This window comes from Streptomyces kronopolitis, assembly GCF_050953795.1.
GTDB classification, from domain to species: Bacteria; Actinomycetota; Actinomycetes; order Streptomycetales; family Streptomycetaceae; genus Streptomyces; species Streptomyces kronopolitis_A.
In genome coordinates this window covers 6,725,675-6,743,436 of sequence record NZ_CP191850.1, presented here as the reverse complement: position 1 = coordinate 6,743,436, position 17,762 = coordinate 6,725,675, and the positions used below count along the sequence as shown (strand labels likewise).

General features: G+C 74.0%; 14 protein-coding genes and 1 tRNA gene. 5 read left to right on the top strand and 10 right to left on the bottom strand.

Features of this window, described 5'->3' with window-relative positions; translation table 11 throughout:
• Positions 1–4: 4 nt before the first annotated feature.
• From ACQP17_RS29740 to ACQP17_RS29725, 4 genes are read right to left on the bottom strand one after another with little or no spacing between them, the layout of a single operon-like run.
• Complete coding sequence (locus ACQP17_RS29740; RefSeq protein WP_433859042.1) at positions 5–784, bottom strand: CDP-alcohol phosphatidyltransferase family protein; 780 nt, start codon at positions 782–784, stop codon at positions 5–7.
• Entirely contained in the window at positions 762–1,823 is a 1,062-nt protein-coding gene (locus ACQP17_RS29735) for an iron-containing alcohol dehydrogenase family protein (protein WP_433859041.1), read from the bottom strand. The genes ACQP17_RS29740 and ACQP17_RS29735 overlap by 23 nt, the downstream gene beginning before the upstream one ends.
• Complete coding sequence (locus ACQP17_RS29730) at positions 1,811–2,548, bottom strand: sugar phosphate nucleotidyltransferase (RefSeq protein ID WP_189097795.1); 738 nt, start codon at positions 2,546–2,548, stop codon at positions 1,811–1,813. The genes ACQP17_RS29735 and ACQP17_RS29730 overlap by 13 nt, the downstream gene beginning before the upstream one ends.
• Positions 2,545–4,359 carry a DUF5941 domain-containing protein gene (locus ACQP17_RS29725; RefSeq protein WP_433860040.1) on the bottom strand — a complete coding sequence of 605 codons (1,815 nt, stop codon included), beginning with the start codon at positions 4,357–4,359 and terminating at the stop codon, positions 2,545–2,547. Before ACQP17_RS29725 ends, ACQP17_RS29730 begins: the two co-directional genes overlap by 4 nt.
• Before the next feature lie 557 nt (positions 4,360–4,916).
• On the opposite strand from ACQP17_RS29725, the gene idi reads away from it, so the two are divergent.
• Positions 4,917–5,528 carry an isopentenyl-diphosphate Delta-isomerase gene (gene idi / locus ACQP17_RS29720; protein WP_433859040.1) on the top strand — a complete coding sequence of 204 codons (612 nt, stop codon included), beginning with the start codon at positions 4,917–4,919 and terminating at the stop codon, positions 5,526–5,528.
• Here the strand turns inward: idi and ACQP17_RS29715 are convergent.
• From ACQP17_RS29715 to ACQP17_RS29705, 3 genes are all read right to left on the bottom strand, one after another.
• Positions 5,503–5,994 carry an ATP-binding protein gene (locus ACQP17_RS29715; RefSeq protein WP_433859039.1) on the bottom strand — a complete coding sequence of 164 codons (492 nt, stop codon included), beginning with the start codon at positions 5,992–5,994 and terminating at the stop codon, positions 5,503–5,505. The two genes, idi and ACQP17_RS29715, sit on opposite strands and share 26 nt — an antisense overlap.
• Positions 5,995–6,232: 238 nt before the next feature.
• A tRNA-Met gene (locus ACQP17_RS29710) sits at positions 6,233–6,306 on the bottom strand.
• Between the two features lie 86 nt (positions 6,307–6,392).
• Entirely contained in the window at positions 6,393–8,054 is a 1,662-nt protein-coding gene (locus ACQP17_RS29705; RefSeq protein WP_433859038.1) for an ABC-F family ATP-binding cassette domain-containing protein, read from the bottom strand.
• Positions 8,055–8,108: 54 nt separating this feature from the next.
• On the opposite strand from ACQP17_RS29705, the gene ACQP17_RS29700 reads away from it, so the two are divergent.
• A complete protein-coding gene (locus tag ACQP17_RS29700; RefSeq protein WP_433859037.1) occupies positions 8,109–8,879 on the top strand; it encodes an enoyl-CoA hydratase/isomerase family protein in 771 nt (256 codons plus the stop codon).
• 42 nt (positions 8,880–8,921) lie between these two features.
• Here the strand turns inward: ACQP17_RS29700 and ACQP17_RS29695 are convergent, their stop codons facing one another.
• Together ACQP17_RS29695 and ACQP17_RS29690 are read right to left on the bottom strand one after the other, a co-directional pair.
• A complete protein-coding gene (locus tag ACQP17_RS29695; protein WP_433859036.1) occupies positions 8,922–9,566 on the bottom strand; it encodes a DJ-1/PfpI family protein in 645 nt (214 codons plus the stop codon).
• 58 nt (positions 9,567–9,624) lie between these two features.
• A complete protein-coding gene (locus ACQP17_RS29690; RefSeq protein ID WP_433859035.1) occupies positions 9,625–10,596 on the bottom strand; it encodes a GlxA family transcriptional regulator in 972 nt (323 codons plus the stop codon).
• Between the two features lie 144 nt (positions 10,597–10,740).
• On the opposite strand from ACQP17_RS29690, the gene ACQP17_RS29685 reads away from it, so the two are divergent.
• Positions 10,741–11,610, top strand: a complete 870-nt coding sequence (locus ACQP17_RS29685) for an SCO6745 family protein (RefSeq protein WP_433859034.1) — start codon at positions 10,741–10,743, stop codon at positions 11,608–11,610.
• A gap of 248 nt (positions 11,611–11,858) precedes the next feature.
• Positions 11,859–14,321: a Tex family protein gene (locus ACQP17_RS29680; RefSeq protein WP_433859033.1), complete on the top strand. Its 2,463-nt coding sequence runs from the start codon at positions 11,859–11,861 to the stop codon at positions 14,319–14,321.
• Positions 14,322–14,375: 54 nt separating this feature from the next.
• On the opposite strand, the gene ACQP17_RS29675 is transcribed toward ACQP17_RS29680, so the two are convergent.
• Positions 14,376–16,379: an FUSC family protein gene (locus ACQP17_RS29675; RefSeq protein ID WP_433859032.1), complete on the bottom strand. Its 2,004-nt coding sequence runs from the start codon at positions 16,377–16,379 to the stop codon at positions 14,376–14,378.
• A 240-nt stretch (positions 16,380–16,619) separates the two neighbouring features.
• Between ACQP17_RS29675 and ACQP17_RS29670 the strand changes: the two genes are divergently transcribed.
• On the top strand, positions 16,620–17,645 hold the full coding sequence (locus tag ACQP17_RS29670) for an FAD-dependent oxidoreductase (RefSeq protein WP_433859031.1): 1,026 nt from the start codon (positions 16,620–16,622) through the stop codon (positions 17,643–17,645).
• Positions 17,646–17,762 lie beyond the last annotated feature (117 nt).

Genomic DNA, 17,762 nt, shown 5'->3' with positions numbered 1-17,762 from the left:
CTCCTCACTTCAGCCTGCTCGACGCCAGGATGGACACCAGGTGCAGCAGCGTCTGCAGGAGCGCGATGCCGGCCAGTACGGCGACCCCGAGCCGGGAGAAGAACAGGTCGCCCCGCACCGAGTCCAGGACCGCCAGAGCCAGGATCAGCAGGGAGGCCTCGACGCCGAGGACGAGGCGGTGGAACTTCAGCGCCGCGGCCGCCTTGCGGGCCAGCGCCATGCCGGACGAGCGCGGCTCGGACGCCGTCTCCTTGACCGGCGGCAGACCGCCCTGATGACGGGCCACACCGACGAGGTCGGTCTCGGCCTTGATCAGGATGGCGCCGAGCGCGGCGAGCGTGCCGAGGAAGGCCCACAGCCAGTCGATCCGCCCCGAACCCCACAGGTCGGCGGCGCGCAGGCCGAAGCCGACCAGCACCGCGGCGTCGCACAGGTAGGCGCCGACCCGGTCCAGGTACACACCGCCCAGCGAGAACTGCTTCTTCCAGCGGGCGACCTCGCCGTCGACACAGTCGAGCAGCAGGTAGAGCTGGACCATCAGCACGCCGAGCAGGGCCCCCGTGATCCCCGGCACCAGGAGGGCCGGGGCGGCGAGGACGCCGGCGACGGTCATCACGTAGGTCAGCTGGTTGGGCGTGATCCGCGTGTTCACCAGGTGGCGGTCGATGCGCAGCGAGAGCTCGCGCATGTAGAGCCGGCCGGCCCAGTGCTCGCCGCTCCGCCGGTCCTTCACCCCCGGAGGGTGAACGACCGGGCGGAGCTCAGCTACCGATGGCTTCTGCATAGTCGGCGTAAGCGTCCCTGATCTGGTCGGTGGACAGGTCGAGGTGCTCCAGGATGGTGTAGCGCCCGGGGCGGGTCTTGGGTGCGTACGCGACGACCTGGACGAATTCCTCGTCGCTGAAGCCGATCTCACCCGGCGTGACCGGCAGACCGTGCCGGCGCAGCACCTCGACCATCAGGTCACGGGTCTCCTTGTCCCCGCGCAGATGCGTGGCGAACGCGGCGCCGAGGCCGCACTGCTCGCCGTGGCTCGCGGCGCGCTTGGGGAAGAGGAGGTCGAAGGCGTGGTTGATCTCGTGGCAGGCGCCGGAGGCCGGACGGCTGTCGCCGGCGACCGACATCGAGATACCGGTCAGGACCAGGCCCTCGGCCAGCACCTGGAGGAAGTTGTCGTCGCCGACGCCTCCGGGGTGGCGCAGCACGGCCTCGCCGGCCTGGCGGGCCATGGCGGCGGCCAGGCCGTCGATGTCCTCGCCGGTCTCGCGGTGGGCGAGCTCCCAGTCCGCGACCGCGGAGATGTTGGAGATCGCGTCGCCGATGCCGGAGCGGACGAACCGGACCGGGGCCTCACGGATGATGTCGAGGTCGATCACCACGGCGATCGGGTTCGGCACCCCGTAGGAGCCGCGGCCCGCGTCGTTGTCGAGGGTGGCGACCGGCGAGCACAGGCCGTCGTGCGACAGGTTCGTCGCGACGGCGACCAGCGGGAGGCCGATGCGCGCCGCGGCGAACTTGGCACAGTCGATGATCTTGCCGCCGCCCAGGCCCACGACCGCGTCGTAGTGCCCCTTCTTCATGGCGTCGGCAAGCTTGATCGCGTCGTCCAGGGTGCCGCCGCCGACCTCGTACCACTCGGCGCCCGGCAGCTGGGGCGACAGCCGCTCACGCAGCCGCGCCCCCGAGCCGCCGCTGATCGCGATGGCGAGCTTGCCGGACGCGGAGATGCGCTGATCGGCCAGCAGGCCCGCCAGGTCGTCCAGGGCGCCGGCGTTGATGTCGACGACGACCGGGGACGGAATGAGGCGGGTCAGTACTGGCATGCGATGTCACGGCCCTTCGCCAGGTCGTCGTGGTTGTCGATCTCGACCCACTTGACGTCGCCGATCGGTGCCACGTCCACCTTGAAGCCGCGGTTGACCAGCTCCTGGTAGCCGTCCTCGTAGTAGAGGTCGGGGTCCCGCTCGAAGGTGGTCTTCAGGGCGTCGGCCAGCTCCTCGGCGGCCTCGCCCTCGATGAGGGTGACACCGATGTACTCGCCGGTGGCCTCGGCCGGGTCCATCAGCTTGGTGATCTTCTGGACGCCCTTGGCGGGGTCCACGACGACCTTCATCTCCTCGTCGGCCAGCTGCTTGACCGTGTCGAGGGCAAGGATGATCTTCTGGCCGTTGCCGCGGGCGGCGAGCAGGGTCTTCTCGACGGAGACCGGGTGCACGGTGTCGCCGTTGGCGAGGATCACCGTGTGCTTGATGGAGTCACGACCGCACCACAGGGAGTAGGCGTTGTTCCACTCCTCGGCCTTGTCGTTGTCGATGAGGGTGAGCTTGAGGCCGTACTTCTGCTCCAGGGCGGCCTTGCGCTCGTAGACGGCTTCCTTGCGGTAGCCGACGATGATGGCGACCTCGGTCAGGCCGATCTCGGCGAAGTTGCCGAGGGTCAGGTCGAGGATGGTCGTGTCCCCATCGACCGGCACCAGAGCCTTGGGCAGGGTGTCGGTGTAGGGGCGCAGACGCCGTCCGGCGCCGGCAGCCAGCACGAGGCCGATCATGCGGGTTCTCCTTCATCGTGTACGGCGGGTGCTTGGGAGGACACCCAGAAACGGATGCTCTCGACGAGCACCAGCAGCGCCAGGACCACGGCAAGGGCCGTGAGCGCGATTGTGAAACCTTGGGGGGACAGCGCGGCGGCGAGGACGGTGACCACAAGGACGCGTCCCTCGTGCCCGCCGGTTGCCCGCACCAGCCACCGCGGCGGAGCCCCGGTGCCACCGCGGATGCGGTAGACGGTGTCGTAGTGATGGTAGGCGACCGCCGCGACCAGCCCGTACGCCGCGGGCAGCGCTCCGGGGACGTCCGCGCGGGCGGCCAGCACCAGGATCGTGACGTATTCACCGGCCCGGAAGAAGGGCGGCACCAGCCAGTCCAGGGCGCCCTTGAGCGGGCGGGAGACGGCCGCGCCGGCCAGCAGCGCGGAGCAGAGGGCGACACCGACGGTGAGCCAGGACGCGGGGTCGTCCTGGAAGAGCACCCAGACCAGCAGCACGGCGGCTGAGAGAAATGCCATGACGGGCGCCAGGAAGGAACCGGTGCGGCCGCGGCCGCGGGCCCCGGCGGCGATCAGCTCGGCCAGCGGTCCGGAGTCGGCGAGGTCGGCCAGTGCCCGGGCTGCGCGGTCGGTGCGCCGAGCCCGCCGGGTCAGCGAGCGCAGCACCCGGCCCGCCGTGGTGTAGCAGGCGGCCAGGGCGCAGCCGATGAGCAGGGCGTAGAAGACGATGCGCGGGGTGGTCACCGCGGTGAGCACCGCGATCATGGCCCAGCGCTCGCCGATCGGCAGCACGATCATGCGCCGCGCCCAGACCGTCCAGCCGACGCTGTCGAGCTTGTCGGAGAGCGCCGCGGTCGGGCTCGTGTTGGCGCCCGCACCCGTTGCGTCGTGGTTCGCCTCGTTGAAGGAGAAGTCGACGACATGGCGGCAGGTCTGCAGCACCATCGCGCCGAGCGCCAGCGCCCAGACGTCATCCCCTCCGCGGGCCGCGCCCAGGGCAAGACCCGCGTAGTACGCGTACTCCTTGGCCCGGTCGAAGGTGGCGTCCAGCCAGGCGCCCATCGTCGAGTACTGCAGGGAGTAGCGGGCGAGCTGCCCGTCGGTGCAGTCCAGGACGAAGGAGAAGAGCAGCAGCAGGCCGGCGGCGACGAAGCCGCCGCGGGTTCCGGTGGCCGCGCAGCCGGCCGCGATCAGCGCGGTGAGCAGGGACGCGGTGGTGACCTGGTTGGGGGTCAGCCCGCGCCGCGCGCACCAGCGCGCGAGGTAGCGGGAGTACGGGCTGATGCAGTGCGTGGTGAAGAAGCCGTCGCGGGACTTCACAGCGGTGCGCAGCCGGACCGCCTCGTCGTCGACGGCGGCGACGGCTTCCTGTGCCTCCTCACGCCGGGCGGGAGTGAGCGCGACGGTGGCGACCAAGCTGCCCAGCTCGACGCGTTGCAGGCCGGCGCCGTCGCGGTCGAGGCTCTCGGTGAGCGTGTCCGTGAGGACGTCCGTGAGGTGGGCGGTGCCGGCGCCGGCCGGGATCCGGCCGACGGCACGGGCCAGCGCGCCGCGGGCCGCGGGCTGCACGGTGAGCGCGCCCGGTACGGCCGCGGCCGGGAAGCGGGGGTCGGTCAGCGCCAGCCGCAGGGCGTGCAGATGTCCGACGAAGCGGGGGTCGACGACGGCGACCCGCTCCTGTGCGGGCACCGCGGCGAGCAGCTCGGCGGCGGCAGCGGGATCGTTCGCCGTGCGGACGTCAAAGCCCAGCGTGCGCAGGTCGGCTTCGAGCGGCGACCCGGCGACCGGCGGACCGGTGAGGATGGCGGTCGACAGACGAACTCACTCCTTGGAAGCTGACAAGGCAGCTCGGGCGGTCCGCCGTCGATTCCGCATTCGACACGAACTACCCGGGCAGCGGGCGTGGCACACCTCGCCCCCGGAGGGGCCGGGTGGCACGTCGGCAGAGGTTATCGGATCGCCGGATGCGGCCGTTCACCGCGCATTCACCGCCCGATCGAGTGACCGACGGCTGCGCCTGCCGCGATCATCATGGTGGATCGGACGGCGCATGAACAACTGCGCTGCGCCCCCGGTGGCCGCCCCGGTGCCCCTTATGAGCGGGCTGGTCACGGGGCGGGCGGGTTGTGCCGGGGCAGGTGTGGTGCGTGCCATCCCCTCTCCGGCGGGCGGTGGCCGCGCGCCGCCGCCACCGGCCGGGCGGCCGGGATCGCGGTCCCGGGGGCACCGTACGCGACGGCGGATGTGGCCCCTCTCACGGCCGGCGCACTTTCGCTCCGGCGCGCGGGCACGTGGCGCCGCGCACCCGCTGTGCCGCTGATGCGGACCCGGCTAGGGCAGACTTGCGTCGAAGACCGACGACAAGGATGGGCATGCCGATCACACCTGCCAACGGACAGACCGCCGGGGACCCGGCGGTGAGCACACCGGGCGGCGCCGCCGAACCGATCATGCTGGAGCTGGTCGACGAGGACGGTACGACGATCGGCACCGCGGAGAAGCTCGCCGCCCATCAGCCTCCCGGGCAACTGCACCGCGCGTTCTCGGTCTTCCTCTTCGACGAGAAGGGCCGGCTGCTGCTCCAGCGCCGGGCCCTGGGGAAGTACCACTCCCCCGGTGTGTGGTCCAACACCTGCTGCGGTCACCCGTATCCCGGTGAGGCGCCGTTCGCGGCCGCCGCGCGCCGCACGGCCGAGGAGCTGGGCCTGGCGCCCTCGCTGCTGGCCGAGGCGGGCACGGTGCGCTACAACCACCCCGATCCGGACTCCGGCCTCGTGGAGCAGGAGTACAACCACCTGTTCGTCGGGCTGGTGCGGGCCGAACCGGCGCCGGACCCGGAGGAGATCGGCGAGATCGCGTTCGTGACGCCGCAGGAGCTGGCCGACCGGCACGCAGAGGCGCCGTTCTCCTCGTGGTTCATGACCGTGCTGGACGCGGCGCGCCCGGCGGTGCGCGAACTCACGGGACACGCGGCGGGCTGGTAGCGAGCGGGGCGAACGGAAGCTCGGCCCAGATGGCCTTGCCTCCGTTCGCCGTGAGCTCCACCCCGCATTTGCCGCCCGCCTCCGCGGTGAGCGACTTGACCAGCCACAGTCCGCGTCCGCCGACGTCACCCTGATCCGCCTCAAGAGCCTTGGGGCGGTAGGGGTGACTGTCCTCGATCGCGATCTGCAGCCAGTTGGCGCCGATGGTGAGCTGGACGGCGATCTGCGGCGAGAGCAGGGCCGCGTGCCGTACGGCGTTGGTGACGAGTTCGGAGACGATGAGCAGCAGGCCGTCCATGATCTCGGCGGCCACGGGCACACGCTGTTCGGCGAGCAGATCCCGGACCGCGTGCCGTGCCTGCGGCACCGAGGCATCCAGTGCCGGGGCGGTGAACCGCCAGACACCTTCGTACGCGAACGGGGAGGTCAGCTCTTCGGGGGGCTCTGCGGGGGGTCCGGAAGGCATCCTCACAGGAAGAGTCTTGGGAATGCGCTGGTCCGGACCGGGCCGCTGACCACAAGTCGGCGCCTATCGACGCCTTTTGGCCACATCCGAGCGTTTCGACGGACCCGATGACCGGTGCTGTCCCTCGCGCGCTTCGCGTGCGAACTCCCCGGGAGCATCGTCCCGCCCACGGGACCGTCCGGGCCCTACAGCACAGCCGGTCCGGTGCCTGAGCACCGGACCGGCTGTATCTGTGCAGTAGCGGGGACAGGATTTGAACCTGCGACCTCTGGGTTATGAGCCCAGCGAGCTACCGAGCTGCTCCACCCCGCGTCGGTGCACACCACCCTACGGGGCGGTGGCCGGTGGGCCAAATCGATAATCCGCACGGGTCCCGCAGACCCCCGGCCCGGCCGTGCTCACACCGTGCGGTCGGTGATCCGTCCCGCGTCGACCTCGATCCGGCGGGTGGTGTGCACCGCCTGGAGCATCCGCCGGTCGTGGGTGACCAGCAGCAGGGTGCCGGGGTACGTGGCGAGTGCCGACTCCAGCTGTTCGATGGCCGGCAGATCGAGGTGGTTTGTCGGCTCGTCGAGGACGAGGAGGTTGACCCCGCGGCCCTGGAGCAGCGCGAGCGCGGCGCGGGTCCGCTCGCCCGGTGACAGCGTGCGGGCCGGGCGCAGCACGTGCGCCGCCTTCAGCCCGAACTTGGCGAGCAGGGTGCGGACCTCGGCCGGTGACAGCTCGGGGACATGGGCCCGGAAGGCCTCCATCAGCGGCGCCGCGTCGCTCCCGTCGTCGTCGCCGAAGAGCTGGCCGCGTGCCTGGTCGACCTCGCCGACGACCACGCCGGGGCCCAGCGCGGCGTGCCCCTCGTCCAGGGGCAAGCGGCCGAGGAGGGCGGCGAGCAGGGTGGACTTGCCGGCGCCGTTGGGGCCCGTGATGGCGACCCGGTCCGCCCAGTCGATCTGGAGGTCCACCGGTCCGAAGCGGAAGGTGCCGCGCCGTACCCCGGCGCCGCGGAGGGTGGCCACCACCGCGCCGGCCCGCGGTGCGGCGGCGATCTCCATCCGCAGCTCCCACTCCTTGCGCGGCTCCTCCACCACCTCCAGCCGCTCGATCATGCGCTGGGTCTGCTTGGCCTTCGCCGCCTGCTTCTCGGTGGCCTCGACCCGGGCGTTGCGGCCGACCTTGTCGTTGTCGGGGGCCTTGCGGCGGGCGTTCTTGACGCCCTTCTCCATCCAGTTGCGCTGGGTGTGCGCGCGGGTCTCCAGGGCGGACCTGGTGTCGGCGTACTCCTCGTACTGCTCACGGGCGTGCCGCCGGGCCCGCTCGCGCTCCTCCAGGTAGGAGTCGTAACCGCCGCCGTAGGTGTTGACCTGCTGCTGGGCGAGGTCGAGTTCGACGACGCGGCTGACCGTGCGGGTCAGGAACTCGCGGTCGTGGCTGACCAGGACGGTGCCGGCGCGCAGCCCGGTGACGAAGGACTCCAGCCGGTGCAGGCCGTCCAGATCGAGATCGTTGGTGGGCTCGTCGAGCAGGAAGATGTCGTAGCGGGAGAGCAGGAGCGAGGCCAGGGAGGCGCGGGCGGCCTGGCCGCCGGAGAGCGTGGTCATCGGCTGGTCGAGGCCGACCGAGAGGCCCAGCTGGGCGGCGGTCTCCTCGGCACGCTCGTCGAGGTCGGCGGCGCCCAGCGCGAGCCAGCGCTCCAGCGCCGTGGCGTAGGCGTCGTCCGCGCCGGGCCGCTCCTCGACCAGCGCCTCGGTGGCGGTGTCCAGGGCGAGCTGGGCGGCGGCCACGCCCGTGCGCCGGGCGAGGAAGGCCCGTACGGTCTCCCCGGGGCGGCGGTCGGGTTCCTGCGGGAGGTGGCCGACGGTGGCGGCGGGCGGGCTGAGTGCGAGCTTGCCGTCCTCCGGGGTGTCCAGGCCGGCCAGCAGGCGCAGCAGGGTGGACTTGCCCGCGCCGTTGGCGCCGACGAGGCCGACCACATCGCCGGGGGCGATGACCAGGTCGAGACCGGAGAACAGGACGCGCTCGCCGTGGCCGGCGGCGAGGTCTTTGGCGACGAGAGTGGCTGACATCAGGCCGCCGATGCTATCCAACCGGGCCCGCGGCGGGCGCTCTACCATCCAGGCATGGAACCCGCTCTGAAGACGCATGTCAGCGACGGCACCGCGACCGTCACGATCAGCAACACCGGCAAGCGGAATGCCATGACGGTGGCGATGTGGCGGGAGCTGCCGCCGCTGCTGGAGCGGCTGGCGGGCGACAGCTCCGTACGGTCACTGGTGCTGACCGGGGAGGGCGGGACGTTCTGCGCGGGGGCGGACATCGGGGCGCTGCGGGAGGCGGCCGGTGAGTCGCAGGGGCTGGCGGTGGCGGCGGAGGAGGCGCTCGCGGCGTTCCCCGGTCCGACGCTGGCGGCGATACGCGGCTACTGCGTGGGCGGCGGCGCCCAGTTGGCGGCCGCCTGCGATCTGCGCTTCGCGGAGGAGGGCGCGCAGTTCGGGGTGACGCCGGCCAAGCTGGGGGTGGCCTATCCGGCGTCCGCCACCCGGCGGCTGGTCCGGCTGGTCGGGCTCTCGACCGCCAAGTACCTGCTGTTCTCCGGGGAGTTGATCGACTGTGCGCGGGCGCTGCGCACCGGGCTGGTGGACGAGGTGCTGGCCGAGGGCGAGCTGGGCAAGCGGGTGGCGGAGTTCTCGGCCGTCCTGGCGAGCCGGTCGCTGCTGACGCAGACCGCGGCGAAGGAGCTGGCCAACGGCACCTGGGACGTGCCGCCGGCCGAGGCCGAGGAGCGCGGTGCCCACTGGGCCGCGCAGGCCCGGGCGAGCGGCGACATCACGGAGGGAGCCGCCGCTTTCCTGGAGCGCCGGGCGCCGCGCTTCACCTGGCCCGCGGGCTGAGCGGGCCGGGAGCGACGGGGGCCGGGGCCGGGGTGGGGACCCTCACCCCTCCCCCGCCAGCAGGAACCGGCTGCGCTCCCGCAGCGCCGCGGTGACCTCGGCCGGGGCCTTGTCCGGGGAGCCCGCGTCGTAGGGCGGCTGCGGGTCGTACTCGATGCCGAGCTGGATCATCTGGGCCACGGCGTCCCCGGCGATCCGGCCGGCCAGCGCCAGCCCCATGTCGATGCCGGAGGAGACACCGGCGGCCGTCACGTACTTGCCGTCGAAGACCACCCGCTCCCCGGTCGGCTCGGCGCCCAGCGCCGGGAGCTGGTCCAGCGCGAGCCAGTGCGAGGTGGCCCGGCGCCCCCTGAGCAGGCCCGCGGCACCGAGGATCAGCGAGCCGGTGCACACCGAGGTGGTCCAGGTGGTGGTGGCGTCCACGGCACGGATCCACTCGTGCAGCGGGCCGTCGGCCATCTGCGCGGTCTGCCCCGGTCCGCCGGGCACGACGAGGATGTCCGGCGCGGTGACCTCCTCCAGCGCGGCGTCGGCGACCAGCGCCAGCGAGCCGGTCTCGTTGCGGTAGGGGCCGGTGCGTTCGCCGACGAAGACCGCCTCGGCGCCGGGCAGCCGGCTGAGGGTGTCGTAGGGGCCGACGGCGTCCAGGGAGGTGAACCGGTCGAAGAGGAGGATCGCGAGCTGCATGGCGGGGTCCTGTCGGTAGGGGCGGCGCCGGCCCGGTGGGTCCCGGGGCCGGCGGGGGTCAGACCGCGGCCACCGGCGGCGCGGACGGCCGGAACCGGCGGCGGTATTCGGCCGGGGAGGTGTCCAGGGCGCGGAGGAAGGCTCGGCGCATGGCTTCGGGGGTGCCGTAGCCGCAGTGGCGGGAGACCTGCGCGATGCCGTCGGCGGAGTCCTCCAGGCGCCGGCGGGCGGCCTCCAGCCGGACCCGGTCGACATAGCGCCCCGGCGGCATCCCGACCTCGTCGCGGAACGCGCGGGCGAAGTGCCGCGGGGACAGGCTCGCGCGGTCAGCGAGGGCCTCGACGGAGAGATCCGCCGCCGGGTGCTCGGTGATCCACTGCTGGAGGTCGCGCAGCGGCCGCCGCTCGGCGAGCTGGACGCCGAGCTGGGCGCTGAACTGGGTCTGGTTGCCCGGCCGGCGCAGGAAGACGACCAGCTGCCGGGCGACGGCCAGCGCGAGGTCCCGGCCGAGGTCCTCCTCCACCAGTGCCAGCGCGAGGTCGATGCCCGCCGTCACGCCGGCGGAGGTGGCCACGTCGCCGTCCCGTACGTAGATCGGCTCCGGTTCGACGTGCACGGCGGGGTACCGGCGGGCGAGGGTGTCGCAGAGCATCCAGTGGGTGGTCGCGCGGCGGCCGTCCAGCAGCCCGGCCTCGGCCAGCAGCAGCGCTCCGCTGCACACCGAGACCTTCCGCCGGGCGCGGGGGGCGTTGCGGCGCAGCCAGTCGATCAGCCGCGGGTCGGGGTCGCGGGTGCCCTGGCCGCCGGGTACCAGCAGGGTGTGCGGCACCCCGGCTTCGTCGAGCGTGCGGTCGGGGACGAGCGTGAGCCCGCTGGTGGTGCGGACCGGGGCGGCGTCGAGTGCGGCGGTGCGGATCCGGTAGGCGGCCGGCTCTCCCGGGGACGCCCCGTGGAAGACCTCGACGGGCCCGCAGACGTCGAGCGCCTGGACACCGTCGAAGAGGATCACGAGTACCTCGCGCTGTTCCATGCCTCCATCCTGGCCGGCCCGGCGGACGGCAGCAATGACGGATTTCCCACCTTTCCTGCCACCACCGGACCGGAACCGGAGGGTGCGGCCGGTTCTGGCCCCCCGGGCTCTTGCTCCATACCCACCGGTCGGTAGCCTGCCTCCATGACCACTTCCAGCGCACTGCCCGAGCAGGCCGGCCGTACCTGCCACAACGCCGTCAACCCGTTCCACTCCACGCACTACTTCGCGCCGGAGCTCGGCGAGGAGCTGGCGAAGGCCGGCGTCGAGAACCGCAGCGCCGGCTACTTCGCCTGTCGTGGCGCGGCCATGGGCGCGGTGGGCCCCGGCACCGTCACGGCGACCTTCTACAACTTCAAGCACGACCTCGTCGCCACGCACGTCCCGCAGGTCTGGACGGTCACCACGCCGCAGGCGGTGCTGGACGCCCGGCTGCGCGCCGCGGACGCCGCGCTGCGCCGGCTGCTCGGCCCGGAGGCCGTCGCCTCCCCGGAGATGGCCGAGGCCGCGGAGCTTGCGCTGCGCGCCGCCGAGGGCTGCTCCCGGCAGGCCCGGCCGCTGTACGCCGCGCACGCCGACCTGCCGGTGCCCGACGCCCCACACCTGGCCTACTGGCACGCCGCGACGCTGCTGCGCGAACACCGCGGCGACGGCCATCTGTCCGCGCTGCTGGACGCCGGGCTCGACGGCCTGGAGGCGCTGGTCACGCACACCGCCAGCGGCCGCGGGATGAGCTACCAGGGCGTCATGGCGACCCGTGGCTGGTCGGAGGAGGACTGGCGGGCCGCGCAGGAGCGGCTGCGCGACCGCGGGCTGCTGGACGCCGAGGGCGAGTTGACCGGGGCCGGGGTGCAGCTGCGCAAGGACCTGGAGCGCGCGACGGACCGGCTGGACCAGGCACCGTACGCGCACCTGGGCGCCGAGGGCGTGGCCCGGCTCACCGAGCTCGCCACCGGCTTCACCACCGCCGTCATGGAGGCCGGGGCGTTCCCGGCCGCGCTGTTCGGCAAGTAGCCGGCGACCGGGGGCGCTCCGGGGAGCAACGGCCCCTGGGAGGTGGCGGATCCGGCCTTCCGGGCGGGGGTGTGCGCGGCCGCACGCACACCCCCGGCCCCGGTGAGCGGCCGCGACGCCGCCCGCGGGCCGCGGGCGGCCGGGGAACTCCGGGGACACTCCCCGTCGGCTGGGCGGCACGACAGTGCGGCCCGCCACCCGGCACAATGCAGGCTCATGCAAGCGCTGGAAGGCAGGTCAGGATCAACGTGACGGCATCCACTGAGCCCATCGGGGCCCTCGGGTCCATCGAAGCGAGGATCGCCGGGGAGCTCGGCGTCAAGGAGCGGCAGGTGAGGTCCGCGGTCGAACTGCTCGACGGCGGCTCGACCGTCCCGTTCATCGCGCGCTACCGCAAGGAAGCCACCGAGATGCTCGACGACGCGCAGCTGCGCGCGCTCGAGGAACGGCTGCGCTATCTGCGGGAGCTGGAGGAGCGGCGGGCCGCGATCCTGGAGTCCGTACGGTCCCAGGGCAAGCTGGACGAGGCCCTGGAGGCGCAGATCCGCGGCGCCGATTCCAAGGCGCGCCTGGAGGACATCTACCTCCCGTTCAAGCCCAAGCGGCGTACCAAGGCGCAGATCGCCCGGGAGGCGGGCCTGGAGCCGCTCGCCGACGGGCTGCTGGCCGATCCGTCGGCGGAACCGGCCGCGGCCGCCGCGGCGTTCGTGGACGCGGACAAGGGCGTCGCCGACGCGGCCGCCGCCCTGGAGGGCGCGCGGGCCGTCCTGACCGAGCGGTTCGGCGAGGACGCGGATCTGATCGGCGAGCTGCGCGAGCGGATGTGGTCGCGCGGGCGGGTCGCGGCGAAGGTGCGTGCGGGCAAGGAGGAGGCCGGCGCGAAGTTCGCCGACTACTTCGACTTCGCCGAGCCGTTCACCGCGCTGCCCTCGCACCGGGTGCTGGCGATGTTCCGCGGCGAGAAGGAGGAGGTCCTCGACCTCACCCTGGAGCCGGAGGACCCGGCGGTGGTCACCGAAGGCCCCAGCTCCTACGAGCAGTCCATCGCGCACCGCTTCGGGATCACCGACCGGGGCCGGCCCGGTGACAAGTGGCTGCAGGACACCGTCCGCTGGGCCTGGCGCACCCGGGTGCAGGTGCACCTGGGGATCGATCTGCGGCTGCGGCTGCGGCAGGCCGCCGAGGACGAGGCGGTGCGGGTCTTCGCGTCGAACCTGCGCGATCTGCTGCTGGCGGCGCCCGCCGGGACGCGCGCCACGATGGGCCTGGACCCCGGTTTCCGTACGGGCGTGAAGGTCGCCGTGGTGGACGCGACCGGCAAGGTGGCCGCCACGGAGACCATCTACCCCCATGTGCCGCAGCAGAAGTGGGACGCCTCGCTGGCCACGCTGGCGAAGCTGGCCCGCGCGCACGACGTCGAGCTGATCGCGATCGGCAACGGCACCGCCTCGCGCGAGACCGACAAGCTGGCGGCCGATCTGATCGCCGCGCAGCCGGAACTGAAGCTGACGAAGGTGATGGTCTCCGAGGCGGGTGCCTCGGTGTACTCCGCCTCGGCGTTCGCCTCCCAGGAGCTGCCCGAGCTGGATGTCTCGCTGCGCGGCGCGGTGTCCATCGCCCGGCGCCTCCAGGACCCGCTGGCCGAGCTGGTCAAGATCGACCCGAAGTCGATCGGGGTGGGCCAATACCAGCACGACCTGTCCGAGGTGAAGCTGTCGCGCTCGCTCGACGCGGTCGTCGAGGACTGTGTCAACGGCGTCGGGGTGGACGTCAACACCGCCTCCGCGCCGTTGTTGTCCCGCGTGTCGGGCATCGGCTCCGGGCTCGCCGAGAACATCGTCGCGCACCGGGACGGCAACGGCCCGTTCCGCTCCCGCAAGGCCCTCAAGGACGTGGCGCGGCTCGGCCCGAAGGCGTACGAGCAGTGCGCGGGTTTCCTGCGGATCCGGGGCGGCGACGACCCGCTGGACGCGTCCAGCGTGCACCCGGAGGCGTACCCGGTGGTGCGGCGGATGGTGAAGTCGGCGGGCACCGAGGTCGGCTCGCTGATCGGCAACACCACGGTGCTGCGCGGCCTGAAGGCCGCCGACTTCGTCGACGACTCCTTCGGTCTGCCGACGGTCGGCGACATCCTCCAGGAGCTGGAGAAGCCGGGCCGCGACCCGCGTCCGGGGTTCAAGACCGCGGCCTTCAAGGAGGGCGTGGAGAAGATCGGCGATCTGCAGCCGGGGATGATCCTGGAGGGCGTGGTGACCAATGTCGCCGCCTTCGGGGCGTTCGTGGACGTCGGTGTCCACCAGGACGGCCTGGTCCACGTCTCTGCGATGTCGAAGACCTTCGTCAAGGACCCGCGGGACGTGGTGAAGCCGGGCGACATCGTGCGCGTCAAGGTGCTCGATGTCGACATTCCCCGCAAGCGGATCTCGCTGACGCTGCGGCTGGAGGACGAGCACGGCAAGGACGGCAAGCCGGCCGGTGGCGGCGAGCGCCGCGGCGGCGGCACGGGCGGCGGCCGCGGACCGCGCGACGGCGGCCGGGAAAGCGGCCGGGGCGGTGCCCCGCGGCAGCGGCAGGGCGGCGACGGCCGGCGCGGCGGCGACCGGCGGGGCGGCGATCGGCGGGGCGGCCGGGACGCCGCGCCCGCCAACGACGCGATGGCGGACGCCCTGCGGCGGGCCGGGCTGCTGGGCAAGGAGCGCGGCGGCCGCTGAGGCTCACCGGCAGCGGCGGGGGTGCCCGCCGCTGCCGGGCCGTACGCCGACGGTTCAGCCGGCGCCGGCGTACCCGCGGATGCGCTCCAGTTCCGCCGCCACGTCCGTGAGCGTGGCGCAGTCCGGGACCGGCCGCAGCGCCGCGCCCGGCAGACCGGTGCCGGACGGGCGGCGCGGATCCTCCAGGGCGTCCGCCATCGCCGACAGCGCCAGGCACAGCCGCTCGGCCTCGGCCGTCGGCGGACGGTGGGCGCCGTGGTCGAGGCGTACCGCGCAGGCGGTCGCGGCGTCCACGATGCGTTCGGCCGCGGTCACCACGGTCAGCCAGTCGGGGTTGCGGTCGCGGGCCGCGAGGAGTTCGGCCGCCGCGGTCTCCGCCGCCGCCCTGGCCTCGGCCAGCGCCCGGTAGGCAGCGCGGCGCAGCGCCAGCCGCGCGGTGGGGTCCGCGCCCGGTTCGGCCTCCAGGACGTGCCGCAGGAAGTCCTCGGCGGCCCGCAGCGCGGCGGTCACGCGGTGGCCGACCCGCCGCCGCGGATCGGCGAGGTGCGGCAGATGCCCGACGACGAGGACGATGCCGCAGGCGAGGGAGGTGTCGACGATCCGCTCGGCGGCGGCCTGGGGATCACCGCTCACGGTCACGAACGCCAGCACCATGAGGGTGATCGCGACGGTCTGGAGCGCGAAGTGCCGGGTGGCGAACGGCAGCAGCGCCCCGCCCGCGGCGGCCGCCAGCGCCGGCCACCAGGTGCCGGTCAGCAGCAGCCCCGCCCCGGCGAAGACCAGCACACCGGCGACGGTCCCGGCGAAGCGGTTGACCGTACGCGAGAAGAGCGGCCCCAGGTCCGGCTTGACGAGGAAGGTCGCGGTCGCCGGGAGCCAGTACCAGTGGTCGGCGCGCAGCAGCAGGGCCACGGCGGCGCTCGCCGCGATGCAGACGGCGACCCGCAGCCCGTAGTCGCGCCCGGCGGGCCCGAACAGGCTGCGGCCGCGCCGGGTCCGGCCGCCGACGGCCGCCAGCGCGCGGCCGGCCACGGCCACCGGCACCCGCGCCCGGCCGGGGCGCCCGCGCGGCGCCGGGTCCGGCTCCGTGCCGGGCAGCGGCTCCTGACGGGCGAAGGCGACCGCGGCGTCCAGCAGCGCCCGGTCGAAGGCGCCGCGGCCGGCCGTACTGGTCTCCGGGGCGGCCACCCGGCCCGGGGAGCCTCCGGTGCGCAGCGCGTCGGCGAACCGGCGGGGGCTCCGCGCCACCCGGGGCGGCAGCGGCCGGGCCTCCCACAACAGCGCGACGCTCGCCTCGCACAGCGCGGTGGCCGCGGCGAACCGCTCGGTGAGCAGCAGTTCTTCGGCACGGGCCGGACGGTGTAGCAGCCGGCTGGTGAGCCGGCGCAGCCGCAGCGCCTCGTCGGCGCGGTCCAGGGCGGCGGTCAGTCGGCGCCGGGCGGCCTCGGCACCGGGCCCGCCGGCCGCGCCCAGGGCGTCGGCGAGCGCGTCGAAGACCGTGGCGACGGCCGCCCGCTCACCACTGAGCGGCCCGCCGGCGGGCCGCGGCGAGCGCAGGGCCAGCCGCAGCAGGAGCAGCCACAGACAGCCGGCGAGGACGTAGAGGGCCTTCGTCCAGGGCGCGCCGGGCAGCGGCACCCCGGCGCCGAGAACGGTGGCGGCCAGCATCTGCATCCCGGCGTTGGAGCGCACCGGTCCGGCCACGCTGCCCGCGCCGGAGACGAAGCCGACGGCGAACAGCGCCGGCACGAGCCACCAGCCCGCCCCGGCCGCCTGCAAGGAGGCTCCGATCAGCATGCCGAGCGCCGAGGCGAGGGCCGGCAGCCCGATGTGGACGATGCCCGTGCGCCGCGTGCCGGGGCGGTCGTTGACCCCCGCCAGCATCGAGCCGAGCCCGGCCAGCACGCCGGGCGCCGGGTGGCCGGTGGCGATGCCCGCGCCCAGCAGCGGCCCCGCGCACAGCGCGCCGCGGGCCACGGCCGCCCAGGGCACGGGCAGCCGCTGCCAGCGGAAGGGATGGGCCAGCCAGGCGGGCACGGCGCGCTGCGCGCGGAGCATGGGCCTCCTCAGACGACGACGCCCGGACGGCGGGCGGGCCGGTCCGGCGGGATCCGAAGGGCGACATCGGCCGACGGTGGTGTTCCCAGCGTAAGCGCGGGGCTTGTCCGCCTCGCTGCTGCGGGGTTACCGCAAGATCACAGGTGGGCGGCGAGAAGGCGGCCGCCCCCGGGCCGGCGCCCCGGCCCGCGCCCTTCGCCGCCCCTCGGCTTCCCGGGCCGCACGGGTTAGCGTCGCACCATGACGCTCAGGACGGACGACATATGGGTGATCGGCGGCGGCGTGATCGGGCTGACCTCGGCGATCGCGCTGGCGGAGGACGGGCTGCGGGTACGGCTGCTGCGCGGTGCGGCGGCCGGGGCGACGACGTCCGCGGTGGCCGGCGGACTGTGCTGGCCCTACCGCATCCAGCCGTACGAGCGGGCCGTGCGCTGGTCGGTCCGGTCCTTCCAGGCGCTCACCGCCCTCGCCCGGCGGCCGCAGGAGACGGGCGCCCGGATGGTGACCGGCACGATGGCGGTGGGCACGGCCCCCGGGGAGGACACCCCGCACGAGCCGGACGACGGCGTCGAGGACGGCCTGGCCGCCTGGTACGAGGCGGTCCCGGGCCTGCGGCGGGCGCGCCCGGACGAGCTGCTCGCCGGGTCCGCCTCCGGGTGGCGGGCCCGGACCCCGCTCGTCGACATGCCGGCCCATCTCCGGTACCTGGAAGGGCGGCTGACGGCCGCCGGCGCCACCGTGGAGCAGCGTACGGTCGCCTCCCTGGAGGAGGCCGGCCGGTCGGCGGGCCTGCTCGTGAACTGCTCCGGACTCGGCGCCCGTGACCTGGTACCCGATCCGGACGTCCATCCGGTCCAGGGCCAGTTGGTGATCGTGGAGAACCCCGGGATCGAGGAGTGGTACGTCTGCGCCGACACCGGCGCGGCGGACACCACCTATCTGCTGCCGCAGCCCTACGGACTGGTCCTCGGCGGTACGGCCGTGGAGCACGCCTGGTCGCGGGAGCCCGATCCGGAGGTGGCCCGGGCCATCGTGGCACGGTGCGCCCGGCACGTCCCCGCGCTCGCGCAGGCCCGGATCCTGGAGCACAGGGTGGGGCTGCGCCCGGCCCGGCCGGCGGTGCGGCTGGAGGCGGAGCGGCTGGCCGGCGGCACGGTGTGCGTCCACAACTACGGGCACGGCGGCGCGGGCGTGACCGTGGCGTGGGGCTGCGCGGACGAAGTCCTGCGGACCGTACGGGAGATCCGGAGCGGCGAGCGGGCCTAGGTGTGCCGTCGCGGCCGCCCGGCCGCCGTCCGGCATGCGGACACGAACATATTTGCCGCCCCGTGAGTGCATCCATCCGCCTGTTTCACGCGTCTCACCTCCGAGCGGCACTCTCAT

What these genes read in the sequence shown, in the direction of transcription:
- ACQP17_RS29740 (WP_433859042.1), bottom strand. Translation starts at nt 784, where the DNA reads ATGCAGAAGCCATCGGTAGCTGAGCTCCGCCCGGTCGTTCACCCTCCG.
- ACQP17_RS29735 (WP_433859041.1), bottom strand. Translation starts at nt 1,823, where the DNA reads ATGCCAGTACTGACCCGCCTCATTCCGTCCCCGGTCGTCGTCGACATC.
- ACQP17_RS29730 (WP_189097795.1), bottom strand. Translation starts at nt 2,548, where the DNA reads ATGATCGGCCTCGTGCTGGCTGCCGGCGCCGGACGGCGTCTGCGCCCC.
- idi (WP_433859040.1), top strand. Translation starts at nt 4,917, where the DNA reads ATGCCGATCACACCTGCCAACGGACAGACCGCCGGGGACCCGGCGGTG.
- ACQP17_RS29715 (WP_433859039.1), bottom strand. Translation starts at nt 5,994, where the DNA reads ATGCCTTCCGGACCCCCCGCAGAGCCCCCCGAAGAGCTGACCTCCCCG.
- ACQP17_RS29705 (WP_433859038.1), bottom strand. Translation starts at nt 8,054, where the DNA reads ATGTCAGCCACTCTCGTCGCCAAAGACCTCGCCGCCGGCCACGGCGAG.
- ACQP17_RS29700 (WP_433859037.1), top strand. Translation starts at nt 8,109, where the DNA reads ATGGAACCCGCTCTGAAGACGCATGTCAGCGACGGCACCGCGACCGTC.
- ACQP17_RS29695 (WP_433859036.1), bottom strand. Translation starts at nt 9,566, where the DNA reads ATGCAGCTCGCGATCCTCCTCTTCGACCGGTTCACCTCCCTGGACGCC.
- ACQP17_RS29690 (WP_433859035.1), bottom strand. Translation starts at nt 10,596, where the DNA reads ATGGAACAGCGCGAGGTACTCGTGATCCTCTTCGACGGTGTCCAGGCG.
- ACQP17_RS29685 (WP_433859034.1), top strand. Translation starts at nt 10,741, where the DNA reads ATGACCACTTCCAGCGCACTGCCCGAGCAGGCCGGCCGTACCTGCCAC.
- ACQP17_RS29675 (WP_433859032.1), bottom strand. Translation starts at nt 16,379, where the DNA reads ATGCTCCGCGCGCAGCGCGCCGTGCCCGCCTGGCTGGCCCATCCCTTC.
- ACQP17_RS29670 (WP_433859031.1), top strand. Translation starts at nt 16,620, where the DNA reads ATGACGCTCAGGACGGACGACATATGGGTGATCGGCGGCGGCGTGATC.